Genomic DNA, 13,264 nt, shown 5'->3' on the forward strand with positions numbered 1-13,264 from the left:
ATGGGCAACCTGGAGGTGGACCAGATTTGCGGTTCCAATTTTGCTTATCAGCACCACACTCTTGAGCGTTGCCTTAACGACATGGTGGAACTGGGACGCGCGAAGATGGAGTTGTGGGGGATAGCGCCCCACCTGCACATCCCGAACGCAGATAAGCATGACGTCAGGAATGTTCTGAAGCTGCTCCATGAGCGTGAGCTTTCTGTGGCATGCATAACGCCTGAGCAGGTGGCCTACCCGGTCAACATCGCGTCAGGCGAGACGTGGCTGCGGGAGGGCAGTCTGCAGCTCTTCCTTCGCGCAGCCGAGATTTGCAGTGACCTGGAATCCCCCCTGCTGTTCCTCACCTCCGGCCGCGGCTACGAGGACGAGCCGTTGGAGCCAGCCTGGGAACGGAGTGTCCTTGCCCTGCAGTCGATCACTGAACGGGCCTCAGAACTGGGCGTTTCCTGCGTACTGGAACCGCTGCAGCGGGTGGAGTCGAACCTGGTCACCGATCTGAGGTCACTGGAACGCATGGTGGGCGACGTCGGACATCGTGACCTCGGTGTTGTCATAGACACCGTCGCTTTGGCGGTGGCAGGAGATGCGATCAGTGATTACGGCAGGTCCTTTGGTGGGAAGGTGCGGCACATACACCTGATAGACGGCTCCCCCGCCGGTCATATGGCGTGGGGAGACGGCAATCTGGACCTGCAAGCAATCCTGCGGGAATTAGGGCACCTGGGGTACAGGGAATCGTTCACCTTCGAACTTTTCGGCGACGGGTCGTACTCCATCGATCCCCGGGCCGCCTTCCAGAAGTGCCTCAACGCATTCGGGGACGGCATCGCGCAGCGTGTGAACTTTTCCGCTAGTTGACCGGAATGCCACCGCTGTTGGGCCGCGCGCCGACAGATCCCCGCCTCACCAGGGTTGCGGAAAATTCAGGTTTGGCAACCGGCGCTTTCCTGCCTTGGATCTGGCGAATGAGGGCTTCAGCGGCTGCCACGCCCATCTCATAGACGGGCTGGGCAATGACCGTCAGAGGCGGGGTAGTGAGGCGGGTCCAGGCAAAGTCGTCATACATCAGGAACGAGACATCGTCCGGGATCGAGAGCCCCAGGTCCTGGATTGCCTCCACCACGCTGAGTCCGATAAGCCCGTCAGACGCGATGATCGCGGTGGCAGGATGGGGCTGCTGCAGCAGTTCCCGCGTGATCTTCTTTATTGATTCCGGGCTGCCGGCGTTGAGGCGGACCAAGTCCTCGGGTTGGGGAAGCCCCGCTTCTTCAAAGGCGCGCTTCATGCCGTCCCGGCGATCGGAAATTTGCGAGGATTCCAAGGACAACCCGGCGAAGTAGGGCTCATCCGTTCGGATAGTGGAAATGAAGGCAATCCGGCTGTGCCCTTCCTGGATGAGGTAGCTGGTGGATTCATAGGAAATCCCCTCCATCTCCACCGCCACCGTATCCACCTCGAGCCCCGGTGCCTTGCGGTCCAGGAGCACCAAGGGCCGCCCTGACTTGTGAACGCCTTCCAGGTGCCTGGTATCAACCGACGACGCCGGAGCAATGATCAGACCGTCGACGCGCTTGTCCAGCAGAACCTTCACGGCGTCGACTTCGGCCGCGGTGTCCTCATCGGTGTTGACCAGGATGACGTTGAAGCCGCTTTTCTTGGCGGTGTCGGTGATGCCCCTGGTGGCGAGGCCAAAGTGTGGATTTTCGATGTCGCCCACCACCACGCCGATGGTGTTGGATTTTCCGGTGTTCATGCTTCGCGCAAGCTCGTTGGGCCGGTAGCTCAGCTCTTCCGCCGCGGCCAGCACGCGCTCCCTCACATCGTCACTGACAGCGCCGTAGTTGCCCAAGGCACGTGCCGCCTGGGCTTTGGATACCTGCGCGGCCTTGGCGACGTCGGCGACTGTGACGTCGCGCCGCCGTGAAGCGTCATTACTCATGTCGGCCTTTCTTACCGGGCGCTTGACGCCCTTTTGTGGCTTGGGTTACATTCTTATCAATCGGTGTGAGTCCGGTCTCAATCGTAGGGACTGAGACCGGACTCAGCAAGAGGCACCGGCAAAGCACCACCACCGCGGCGGATCTTGATCCTCCATCTCCCGCTTCTCTCGATTGGAAAACTCGCTGTGTTTACTCGAAAGACTTTCCGCCCCGCAACGCTCGTTGCCGCTGCCGTCGCCGCGGTCGTGGCGCTGTCCGGTTGCGGAGCCTCCACTCCTGCTTCATCTTCGTCCGCAGACAACCCGTACGGCCTGATTGAGCCCGGCTCCATCCGTGTCGCCAGCCTGGGCGACTCCAAGCCGTACACCTTCACGGACGCCCAGGGTAAGTTCACGGGCTTCGACGTCGAACTCTTCACGGACGTAGCCCGCCGGGCCGGTGTAGACAACGTGGTCTTCACCGGACAGGACTTCTCCGGCCTGCTCGCCGCCGTCGCCAACGGGCAGTTCGACGCCGGTGTCGCCGCCATCGGCATCACGGACAAGCGCAAGGAAACCGTTGATTTCTCCGACGGTTATTTGGCCGGATACCTGACTATCATCACCACCAAGACGTCCGGCATCAGCGATCCGGAAGGTCTCTCCGGCAAGCGCCTGGGCGTTGTCCAGGGCACGCTGCAGGAAGCCTACGCCGTCAAGAACTTCACTTCCGCAAGCCTGGTGCGCTTCCCCGACAACAACACTGCAGTCTCGGCCGTCAACAGCGGTGCGGTCGACGCACACTTCCTGGACTACGAGGCCGCCAAGTCATACCAGGAACAGTTCGGGCTGGTGAGCGCTGCTGACATCCCTTCCTTCGACGCTCCGGCCGGCTTCGCCATCGCCAAGGGCAAGACCGAGTTCAAGGAGGCCCTGAACAAGGGCCTGGCCGAAGCCATGGAGGACGGCACCTGGAAGAAGCTCTACGAAAAGTGGTTCCCGGGCTCCCCGATGCCCGAGCAGTACCTTCCCAAGGCTGAACAAACCTCCAGCCCGGCACCCAGCAAGTAACCCTCCCAAGGTTGCGGGGGCGGCCCGCCACCGGATCACCGCCGGCAGCGCCGCCCCCGTTCCACCAGCTAACAACGTCTGAGAGCAACCATGGACTGGCTCAACACCATCATCCGCACCTTCTTCGACTTCGGTGCAATGGCCGAAGTCCTGCCCCAGCTCCTCGCTGTGGGCCTCCTGAACACCCTCATCATCTCCGTCGCGGCAACTATTATCGGCGTCGTGCTCGGCATGATCGTCGCCGTCATGGGGATCTCACCGTCCCGGTGGCTGCGCATCCCGGCCCGCATCTACACGGACCTGTTCCGGGGCCTGCCTGCCATCCTGACCATCCTGCTGATTGGCCAGGGGTTTGCCCGGCTGAGCCAGTCCATCTTCGGCCCCTCGCCCTACCCGTTGGGGATCATCGCCTTGAGCCTGATCGCCAGCGCCTACATCGGCGAGATCTTCCGCGCCGGTATCCAAAGCGTGGACAAGGGCCAGGGCGAGGCCTGCCGCGCCCTCGGGATGAGCTACGGCAAATCCATGGCACTCGTGGTCATTCCCCAAGGCATCCGCCGCGTACTGCCGGCGCTCGTGAACCAGTTCATCGCCATCGTCAAGGATTCCTCGCTCGTCTACTTCCTCGGACTGCTGGTCAGCGAGCGTGAACTCTTCCGCGTCGGCCAGGACGCCGCGGTACTCTCCGGAAACCTCTCCCCGCTGGTGATGGCCGGCATCTTCTACCTCATCATCACCGTGCCGCTCACGCACTTGGTGAACTACTTCGACAGCCGCTTCCGGACAGGAAAGCGCCGGCCCACCGCACCTTCCAGCGGCCTGAACGAAGTCAAGGAACTCGACGCGGCCTCGCCGCTCACTACCGGGAGCAACACATGATCACCAGCACCAGCGCCAACCCCACCGCTGACATCCAGACCTTCCATGGATCCAGCCTGGAACTGCAGAACCTGACCATGGCGTACGGGGACATCGAGGTCCTCCGCAACGTCAGCCTCACGGTGGCCCCGGGCACCACCACCTGCATCATCGGGCCCTCCGGTTCGGGCAAGTCCACCCTTCTACGGGGAGTGAACCGCCTGCATGAGCCCAAAAGCGGTGACGTGCTCCTGGCGGGCGAGAGCGCCCTGAAGGTCAACCCCGACATTCTGCGCAGCCGGATCGGGATGGTGTTCCAGCACTTTAACCTCTTCCCGGACCACACTGCCCTGGAAAATGTGGCCCCTCGCCCTCTGGAGCGTCAAGAAGATGTCCAAGGCAGAGGCACGGGAGCGCGCAAGCCGCCGCCTGGCAGAAGTGGGCCTCGCCGAACGCGCCGACCATCGCCCCCGGGACCTCTCCGGCGGGCAGCAGCAGCGCGTAGCAATAGCCCGTGCCCTCGCCATGGAACCGGAAGTCATGCTCTTTGACGAGGCCACCAGCGCCCTGGACCCCGAACTCGTCAAGGGCGTCCTGACCCTCATGGCATCCCTTGCCAAGCGGGGCATGACCATGGTTGTGGTAACGCACGAAATGGGCTTCGCCCGGAAAGTCGCTGACCAGGTCGTCTTTATGGATGAAGGCGAAGTGGTTGAAGCCGGAACTCCGGCGGAGATCTTCGACAACCCCAAGAGTGAACGCCTCCAGCGCTTCCTCTCGGAGGTCCTGTGATGGGGACAGCAGGGAGCGCGCCCATCCGTACCGCCGTCGTCGGTTTCGGGATTTCCGGACGTGTCTTCCATGCACCCCTGGTCGAGGCGGACCCTTCGTATTCACTGGATGTGATAGTTACCGCCGACCCGGAACGTGCCGCCGCAGCGGCGGCCCGCTACCCAAACGCCCGCATTGTCCCCACGGCAGAGGCCCTGTTCGCGCTCGCCGCGGACCTTGACCTGGTGGTATTGGGAACGCCTCCGGCAACCCATTTCGGGATGGCTTCGACGGCGATCGCCCACAAGCTCCATGTGGTGGTGGACAAGCCATTCGTCACCACGTCAGCCCACGGCGAGGAGCTTTCAGCCGCCGCGGCCGAGGCCGGCGTGCAACTGACGGTCTTTCAAAACCGCCGGTGGGACGCTGATTTCCTCACCCTCAAGAAGCTCCTGGATGCCGATGCGCTGGGCAGGATCAAGACCTTCGAATCGAGGTTTGAGTGGTGGCGCCCTGAAGGTTTCGGGAACTGGCGCGACTCTGCCACCACGGCGGAGGGCGGTGGCATCCTCCACGACCTGGGCGCCCACCTCATTGACCAGGCCATCCAGCTCTTTGGGCCGGTGGCACGCAGCTACGGCGAAACAGCCGGGCAGAGCGGAGAGCAGTCAGCACCGGAACAGGAAGCCTTTGTGTCCCTGCTGCATGATTCGGGCGTGCGCTCCCGGCTCTGGATGAACGGTGCAGCCGCACTGACGGGCCCCAGGTTCCACGTGCTCGGCTCGGCCGCCGGTTACACAAAGTGGGGACTGGACGGCCAGGAACCCGCGCTCGACGCCGGGGTCCTCCCCGGCGACCCCGCCTACGGAGTCGAACCCCAGGACTCTTGGGGGGTCCTGGGAGTGGATGGTGCAACAAGCGCCGTTCCCGCCGAGCGGGGTGCTTATCCCCAGTTCTACCGGCTCCTCGCCGATACCCTCCTGCGCGGCGCACCGGTCCCGGTTGACCCGGCAGACGCCGTCGAAGTCTTGAAAGTCATAGAAGAAGTCCATGCCCTCGCCTGACGCACCCCGTCACGGCACATCGTTGAACACAGGAAAGCGAGTCCCCATGTCCTCCACCAGCCCCGCCAGGAAAGTTGCCGTCATCGGCGGCGGAATCCTTGGTGTTTCCACCGCCGTCAACCTCCTGCGCGCAGGCGCTTCAGTAGTCCTCCTGACCGAAAGCGGCTTGACCAGCGAGGCCTCAGGCCGGTCGCTCTCGTGGCTGAATTCCGCGGGCGAACGCTCCACGCCCTACCACCAGCTCCGCATGGCAGGAGTAGACAGGTACCGGACGCTGTTCGCCTCGGACCCCACCCGCGAGTGGCTCCAGTTCCGTGGCGGCCTGATGTGGAACCCGGCGGGCCAGGCTGACGCCACGGCTGCCCGCCACCAGTATGAGCTGAACAAGGGCTACGATTCCAAGCTGCTGGCACCGGCGGAGATCGCATCGGTGGCTCCCGGGGTGGATGCCTCCGCCGTTCCTGACAACGCGATTTTCAACCCGGGCGAAGGTTGGGTGAGTCTGCCGGATCTGGTGGAGTTCCTGATGGCGGAGTTCCACGAACTCGGCGGTGAACTGGTCCTCAACGCAGGAAAAGCCTCAGTGGTAGTTGAAGGCGGGCGCGCTGTCGGCGTTCAGGCCGCTTCGGGTGCTGCGCATGATGCCGACGCCGTCCTGGTAGCTTGCGGTGCTGCGACCCCGTCGGTCGTGGCCCCCCTCGGAGTGGACATTCCCAACGGCTCGCCGGTATCGATGCTGGTCATCACGAAGCCCACGGACCACGGCCTGGCGCCCGTGCTGAACACGCCGCGGGCCGCTGTCCGGCCAAACCCCGGTAACACCCTTGCCCTTGACCACGACTGGTACGAGGAGAGCATCACCGAACACGCTGACGGAACCTTCAGCATCCCTGATGACGTGGTGCAGGAACTCGCCGACGAGGCTTCCAAGCTCATCGCAGGCAACCCGGAGCTCAAGCCGGCGTCGTGGAAGATCGGCTACAAACCCATTCCGGGCGACGGCGAGCCTGTCTTCGGCGAACTCGAAAAAGTCCCCGGCTGCTTTGTCGCCTTCACCCACTCGGGGGCAACCCTCGGGCTGATTGCCGGCGAGCTCCTGGCCGGGGAAATCCTCACCGGAGCGCGGCACCCGATGCTGGAGACTTTCCGGCCGGAGCGGTTCTCCTAGTCCCGCAACTGCTGCCTGCGCGAAGTTCGTGAAGAACTGGCCGTGGCGTGCTGCTGTTCTGTCCAGCGGCACGCCACGGCCTTTGCTGTTCCACCCTGTTGTTTGCCCGGCCATGGCTTCCGCCCGAAAGGAACGGCGGCACGCCCTCCCTCCTGGGCGAACTAAGATGGATCAGATAACCAACCACCGGCCCCGGCCCCGCCGTGGCCTGCTGAAAGTAGCGCGCACCATGCCATCCCAACCGGACGAGAGTGCGGCACTGGCAATACAGACCCCCGCCATTAACGACCGTTCCCTCGCGGCCGGGCTCGCTTATGCCATGGGAAGCCGCGTCTCCGGTATCTCGTTCGACGCTGCTACCGGGCTCATGCTGGGCAAGGTCCGCGGCGGTGCGGACCTGCCCTATTCCACCACCGCCAAACTGGTCCGCAAGGGGGGCGGCTGGAGCTGCACCGTGGGTGTGTGCAGCTGCCCGGTCCGGAAGGACTGCAAGCACGTGGCGGCACTGCTCTTCGCGGCGGAGGACAACCCGGCCACCCGCGTCCAGCTGCTTTCGCCGGCCACCGCCACCCAGGTCTCACGCGAACCATCCGGTGCCGTTTCTGACTGGGAACGCGCCCTCAGCCCGCTCATCTCGCAGCCCGGTGCCGCTCCGTCCAGCAACGGCGTCCCCCTGGCCCTCCAGTTCGAGATCGAGGAGCCGGCACCCCACTTCTCCTACACAGGCCGCCGGGATCCGCTCCGTAGTGTCCGCCAGCTCAAGGCCCGTCCAGTGGTCATGGGGGCCAAGGGCAAATGGATCCGCGGGGACGTCTCCTGGAACACCCTGAGCTACCTGAATTTCCGCCGTGAGTGCAATGAGTCGCATGTGGAGTGGATGCAGGAGTTCCTGGCTGCCCACTCCGCCTCGGCCAGCCGCATGCACAACTCCTCCGGCCTCTGGCTGGGCCTGAACACCTACTCGGGGAAGAACCTCTGGAGTCTGCTGGCCGACGCCAAAAGGATCGGCCTGGCACTGGTCCACTCGCGCGGCACGGAGCCGGTGCGCCTCGCGGAGTCCCCCGCCGCCGTCGGGCTTAACTTGGGCAGGTACGGCGCTGCTGCTGACAGGGACGGTACCGACGGCGGGCTGGAGCTTGCGCCCACCGTCACCGTTGAGGGTGTTGAGGTGGATCCGGCGTCGATTGGAACCATCGGCCGGCCGGCGCATGGAATTTTTGTCACGTCCGACGGCGGGGCGCCGGCGCCGGGAGCCTTGCCGGACGAAGCCTTGCCCGGGGTGGGCGAGGCACAAGCCGGCGACGCGGTCATCACGCTGGCGCCACTGGAAAGCGGCCTGAGCGAGGAACTGCTGTCGTTCGTGACGGCGGGCAGCACCCTCCACATTCCGGCCAAGGACGAATCGCGCTTCCTCACCGGCTTTTACCCCAAGCTGAAGCAGACGGCCCGGGTCACTGCCCGCGACGAGTCTGTTGAGCTGCCCACCCTGGCTATCCCCACACTCTCCCTGCTGGCGAACTACGGTGCTGACCACCGGGTGCGGCTGCACTGGGAATGGCATTACAAAACGGGAAACCTGGTCACCGCCCAGCCGCTGTGGCGGCACCCCGGCGACCACGGCTACCGTGACGACACCGCCGAAGCCCGCATCCTTGAAGGCATCGGCCAGCCGTGGGACGTGGTGCCCGCCCTGGGTGAATCCGCCACCGGCGGCTGGGGCACTCCCCGGCTCGCGGCGTCCGTGGAGCTGAAGGGCCTGGACACGCTCGCGTTCACCGAGGAAGTGCTGCCCCGCCTGCGTCAGGCACCCGACGTCGACGTGGACACCGTGGGCGACATCGCAGACTACCGTGAGGCTGAGGAAGCGCCGGTGGTATCCATCTCCACCAAAGCCACGGAACAGCGCGACTGGTTCGACCTCGGCATCCAGATCACCCTCGAGGGCCAGCCGGTTTCATTCGCCGCGGTGTTCTCCGCACTGGCTGCGGGGCAGACCAAGATGCTGCTGCCCAGCGGCGCCTACTTCTCCCTGGACCTGCCCGAACTGCACCAGTTGCGGGCCCTGATCGAAGAGGCCCGCTCCCTGCAGGACAACAAGGACGCGCCCCTGCAAATCAGCCGGTTCCAGGCAGGACTGTGGGACGAGCTGGCCCAGCTGGGGATCGTTGACGAGCAGGCGGCGGCTTGGCGCTCGGCGGTGGGCGGCCTGCTCGAGGGCGGCGTGGACGGCCTGCCGCTGCCAGCTACCCTGAACGCGGAGCTGCGCCCCTACCAGCTGGAAGGCTTCAACTGGCTCACCTTCTTGTACCGGCACAGCCTGGGCGGGATCCTGGCGGACGACATGGGCCTCGGCAAGACGGTGCAGGCCCTCGCCCTGATGTGCGCGGCGAAGGAACTGGCTCTGGCCAGTGCTGGAAGCAGCAACGCGCCCGACGACGGCGCCGGCCCTGCAGGTGATAACTCCGCCGAGGCCGTCGCAGCAGCAAGCCAGCCCAAGGCCGTCGCGCCCTTTTTGGTGGTTGCCCCCACTAGCGTGGTGGGCAACTGGGCCCTGGAAGCAGCGCGGTTCGCTCCCGGGTTGAAGGTCCAGGCGGTCGGTGCGACGTTTGGAAAGAGCGGGCAGGACGTGGCTGCGGCACTGGCCGGGGCCGACATCGTGATCACCTCCTACGCCCTGTTCCGCATCGACTATGACGCGTACGCCTCACGCGAATGGGCCGGCCTGGTGCTGGACGAGGCCCAGTTCGTGAAGAACCACCAGTCCAAGGCGTACCAGTGCGCCCGCAAACTGCCGGCGGCCTTCAAGCTCGCCATCACGGGCACTCCGCTGGAAAACAACCTCATGGAATTCTGGGCACTTACCTCTATCGTTGCGCCGGGGCTGTTTTCCAGTCCCAAGCGTTTCGCCGAGTACTACCAGAAGCCGGTGGAGAAAAACGGCGACAAGGGGCAACTGGACAAGCTCCGCCGTCGGGTCCGGCCGCTGATGATGCGGCGCACCAAGGACCAGGTCATCAAGGACCTGCCGCCGAAGCAGGAGCAGATCCTGGAAGTGGTGCTGAACCCGCGCCACCAAAAGGTCTACCAGACGCACCTGCAGCGCGAACGGCAGAAGATCCTGGGGCTGATCGAGGACGTCAACAAGAACCGCTTCACCATCTTCCAGTCGCTGACCCTGTTGCGGCAGCTTAGCCTGGACGCCTCGCTGGTGGATCCCGCGCTTTCGTCAGTGCGCTCGAGCAAACTCGACGTGCTGTTTGAGCAGCTTGAGGACTTGGTCGCGGAAGGCCACCGGGCCCTGATCTTCAGCCAGTTCACCGGGTTCCTGGGGAAGGTCCGGGAGCGGCTGGACGAGGAGAAGATCGAGTACTGCTACCTCGACGGCGGCACCCGCAACCGTGCCGACGTGGTCAGCGAGTTCAAGAACGGCAGCGCCCCGGTATTCCTGATCTCGCTGAAGGCAGGCGGGTTTGGGTTGAACCTCACCGAGGCAGATTACGTGTTCCTGCTGGATCCCTGGTGGAACCCGGCTTCCGAGGCGCAGGCGGTGGACCGGACCCACCGGATTGGGCAGGCCCGGAACGTGATGGTTTACCGGCTCGTCGCCAAGGACACCATCGAGGAGAAGGTTATGGCGCTCAAGGCACGGAAGTCGCAGCTGTTCGCCGACGTAATGGAAGGCGACGCCCTGGGCGGCGGTGCCATCACCGCCGAAGACCTGGCAGGGCTGTTCCAGGAATAGCCCTGCGAGGTCTTTTCGAGCACGTGCGCTTCATCCACACCACATATGCTGGATGTAACGAAAGTTACAACGTTGGAGAAGCGCGTGTCACAACAGCTAGTCAAAGCCCTCACTCCCCTGCACCCGGACGCCTTCGCCGCTCCCTACCGTGTGACCCCGCCTGGGACGGCCCCACCGACCCGATCCTGGTTCCGGACCACCTCACCGGCGAGTGGGTGCTGTTCTACACCCAGCGCCGTGCCACGGCGCCGGGCCTGACCGGAGTCGAGTGGGTTCACGGCACGGCCATCGGCGTTGCGAGGTCCTCCGACGGCGGACGAAGCTGGAGGTACCAAGGCACCGTGGACGGACTGGTGCCTCCGGAAACGGAACAGCCCGCTACTCTCTGGGCTCCCGACGTCGTAAGAATTGGCGAACGGTGGATCATGTACCTGACCGTGCTCGGCGGGGTACGGACGGACTGGACCGGCACCGCGTCCATCGTCCAGTTGGCCAGCCACGACCTCGTAACGTGGGAGTACCTCGGCGCAATCGATCTGGATTCCCCGCGGGTCATTGACGCCGCCGTGACACTCTGCGGGGATGGCCGATACCGCCTCTGGTACAAGGACGAAGCCCGCGGCTCCAACACGTACAGCGCGGTCAGCGACAGACCGCAGGACCCCTCGTCATGGAGTCTTGAAGGACCCACCATTCCCGGCCGACCGCATGAAGGGCCGAAGGTCTTCCAGCTCGAGGGAACCTACTGGATGATCGTGGACGAATGGCGGGGCCAGGCGATCTACCGTTCGGAGAACGCCGCCAGCGGCTGGATCCGGCAGGAACACTTGGGCGGGTTCATCCTGACGCAACCGGAGCACGTGGACGGCAGGCCCGTCGTCGGGCGCCATGCTGACGTGGTGCCCCTGGAAGCCGGGGAGGACGGCAGGGAACGCGCCCTGCTGGTCTACTTCACGCACCCCCATTGGGGCGGCGAAGACATCGACGCCATGGCACCTGACCCCAGGACCCGACTTAGCCATGTCCGGGCGGCGGTCTTGGAAGTCCGCGACGGCAACCTGGTCTGCAGCGAGCCCTGATAACGGAACCCGACCACGCGGGAATCATGACAAAGGGCCAAACCCTGGAACTATAAGCCGGCTGCTGCCGGCACCGGTCCAAGGTTTGGCCCTCTGCCTGACGCGTACTCCGGGCGCCCGGCCCGGTCTTCTCAAGTACCCGTCAGGTCCGCTGCGGCGAGCCGAGCTCCACCGGATCTTCGTCCGTCAGGTACGCCAGTTCGGAGTGGGCGGCGAGGTCGATGCCGCGCATCTCGTCCTCGGGATGGATGCGCAGGCCAATAGTCTTGTCCAGGATCTTCGCCAGGATCCAGGTGATGCCGAAGGAGTAAGCCAGCACCGTGACCGTTGCTAGGGCCTGGACACCCAGGAGCTCGACGCCCCCGCCATAGAACAGTCCGTTGACGGCGTTGGGTGCGGCGTCGGTAGCAAACAGGCCGATGAGCAGCGTTCCGAGGATGCCGCCCACCAGGTGGACGCCCACGACGTCGAGCGAATCGTCATAGCCCAGGCGGAACTTCAGCTCGATGGCCAGGGAGCAGACCGCCCCGGCGATGGCGCCGATGGCCACCGCGCCGAGGGGGCTGACGGCACCACAGGCGGGCGTAATGGCGACCAGTGCCGAGATCAGGCCGGACGCCGCACCCATGCTGGAGGCTGCCCCTCGGCGGAAGCGCTCGACGAGTGCCCACGCGAGGAGGCCCGCCGCAGCAGCAACAGCTGTGTTGAGGAAAACCACCGACGCCGACTGACCTGCGGAAAGTGCGGAGCCGGCGTTGAACCCGAACCAGCCCACCCACAGCAGACCGGCGCCGATGAGCACCAGGGGACGGCTGTGCGGCTTCGCGTGTTCCACCTTGGGCCAGCCTGAGCTCTTGCCCAGGACGAGTGCCAAAGCCAGGGCAGCAGCGCCGGCGTTCATGTGCACAGCGGTTCCGCCGGCGAAGTCAATGGCCTTGATGCCGCTGGCGATCCAGCCGCCGGTGACACTGCCGTCAGCGGATGAGAAGGCGAACACCCAGTGCGCGATGGGGAAATAGACAATAGTGGCCCAGATGCCTGCGAACAGCATCCACGCGCCGAACTTCATCCGCCCGGCTGCTGCCCCGGCAACCAGGGCAGTGGTGACGCAGGCGAAGAACAACTGGAACGCGGCGAAGAGGGCCACCGGGATGGAAGCACCCTCGTCTGCGGCGAGCAGCTGCCCCATACCCGGGAATTCGGTGACGTCCCCGATGAGCCCCAGTCCGCCTACCGAATTTCCGAAGGCCATCGAGTATCCGAAGAGTGCCCACAGGACGGCCACCAGGCTGGCGCCGCCGAAGCACATCATCATCATGTTAAGAATGCGGCGCGAGCCCACCATGCCCCCATAAAACAGGGCAAGGGCGGGGATCATCATGCAGACCAGCGCGGAACTGGCCAGAATCCAAGCGACATTTCCCGAATCCATGGGAAACCCCTTTCGTGATGCGAGGAGAGGACGGAAATCGCCCGTTGGAGCCACTCCGGAGGAGGGACGCAGAGTCAGTACCACGTTCATCGGAGGGCAGCTATTGCCGTCTGGTTCCAACTGTATGGGGGCCGTTTCGGGGTGGGTTTCCGGTGTGT

At 64.7% G+C, this 13,264-nt stretch carries 9 protein-coding genes and 1 pseudogene; 8 read left to right on the plus strand and 2 right to left on the minus strand.

All coding sequences use genetic code 11. The features are described 5' to 3' along the window. The gene (locus AC5RV1_RS11430; RefSeq protein WP_493994599.1) at positions 1-861 is read left to right on the plus strand and encodes a sugar phosphate isomerase/epimerase family protein; all 861 of its coding nucleotides are present in this window, start codon (positions 1-3) and stop codon (positions 859-861) included. On the opposite strand, the gene AC5RV1_RS11435 is transcribed toward AC5RV1_RS11430, so the two are convergent. Beyond that, positions 854-1,942: a LacI family DNA-binding transcriptional regulator gene (locus AC5RV1_RS11435; protein WP_493948011.1), complete on the minus strand. Its 1,089-nt coding sequence runs from the start codon at positions 1,940-1,942 to the stop codon at positions 854-856. The genes AC5RV1_RS11430 and AC5RV1_RS11435 overlap by 8 nt on opposite strands. A gap of 186 nt (positions 1,943-2,128) precedes the next feature. On the opposite strand from AC5RV1_RS11435, the gene AC5RV1_RS11440 reads away from it, so the two are divergent. From AC5RV1_RS11440 to AC5RV1_RS11470, 7 genes and pseudogenes are all read left to right on the plus strand, one after another. Then, positions 2,129-2,992 (plus strand): ABC transporter substrate-binding protein, encoded by an 864-nt coding sequence (locus AC5RV1_RS11440; protein ID WP_493994600.1) that lies wholly within the window; start codon positions 2,129-2,131, stop codon positions 2,990-2,992. 90 nt (positions 2,993-3,082) lie between these two features. After that, complete coding sequence (locus AC5RV1_RS11445; RefSeq protein ID WP_163167823.1) at positions 3,083-3,871, plus strand: amino acid ABC transporter permease; 789 nt, start codon at positions 3,083-3,085, stop codon at positions 3,869-3,871. Next, positions 3,868-4,642 (plus strand): annotated as a pseudogene (locus AC5RV1_RS11450) (amino acid ABC transporter ATP-binding protein). Before AC5RV1_RS11445 ends, AC5RV1_RS11450 begins: the two are co-directional and overlap by 4 nt. Further along, positions 4,642-5,685, plus strand: coding sequence for a Gfo/Idh/MocA family protein (locus AC5RV1_RS11455; protein ID WP_493994601.1), 1,044 nt, complete (start codon positions 4,642-4,644; stop codon positions 5,683-5,685). Before AC5RV1_RS11450 ends, AC5RV1_RS11455 begins: the two are co-directional and overlap by 1 nt. 46 nt (positions 5,686-5,731) lie before the next feature. Further along, a complete protein-coding gene (locus AC5RV1_RS11460) occupies positions 5,732-6,853 on the plus strand; it encodes an NAD(P)/FAD-dependent oxidoreductase (RefSeq protein ID WP_493948015.1) in 1,122 nt (373 codons plus the stop codon). Between the two features lie 229 nt (positions 6,854-7,082). Beyond that, positions 7,083-10,595, plus strand: a complete 3,513-nt coding sequence (locus AC5RV1_RS11465) for a DEAD/DEAH box helicase (RefSeq protein WP_493994602.1) — start codon at positions 7,083-7,085, stop codon at positions 10,593-10,595. A gap of 215 nt (positions 10,596-10,810) precedes the next feature. Further along, a complete protein-coding gene (locus tag AC5RV1_RS11470) occupies positions 10,811-11,674 on the plus strand; it encodes a glycoside hydrolase family protein (RefSeq protein ID WP_493994603.1) in 864 nt (287 codons plus the stop codon). Positions 11,675-11,816: 142 nt separating this feature from the next. On the opposite strand, the gene AC5RV1_RS11475 is transcribed toward AC5RV1_RS11470, so the two are convergent. Then, positions 11,817-13,106: an ammonium transporter gene (locus tag AC5RV1_RS11475; RefSeq protein WP_493994604.1), complete on the minus strand. Its 1,290-nt coding sequence runs from the start codon at positions 13,104-13,106 to the stop codon at positions 11,817-11,819. Between the last annotated feature and the right edge of the window lie 158 nt (positions 13,107-13,264).

This window comes from Arthrobacter sp. Hb9-2, from assembly GCF_059091165.1.

Excerpts from the sequence above, each read along its gene's own strand:
- AC5RV1_RS11430 (WP_493994599.1), top strand. The coding sequence starts at position 1 with ATGGGCAACCTGGAGGTGGACCAGATTTGCGGTTCCAATTTTGCTTAT.
- AC5RV1_RS11435 (WP_493948011.1), bottom strand. The coding sequence starts at position 1,942 with ATGAGTAATGACGCTTCACGGCGGCGCGACGTCACAGTCGCCGACGTC.
- AC5RV1_RS11445 (WP_163167823.1), top strand. The coding sequence starts at position 3,083 with ATGGACTGGCTCAACACCATCATCCGCACCTTCTTCGACTTCGGTGCA.
- AC5RV1_RS11455 (WP_493994601.1), top strand. The coding sequence starts at position 4,642 with ATGGGGACAGCAGGGAGCGCGCCCATCCGTACCGCCGTCGTCGGTTTC.
- AC5RV1_RS11460 (WP_493948015.1), top strand. The coding sequence starts at position 5,732 with ATGTCCTCCACCAGCCCCGCCAGGAAAGTTGCCGTCATCGGCGGCGGA.
- AC5RV1_RS11465 (WP_493994602.1), top strand. The coding sequence starts at position 7,083 with ATGCCATCCCAACCGGACGAGAGTGCGGCACTGGCAATACAGACCCCC.
- AC5RV1_RS11475 (WP_493994604.1), bottom strand. The coding sequence starts at position 13,106 with ATGGATTCGGGAAATGTCGCTTGGATTCTGGCCAGTTCCGCGCTGGTC.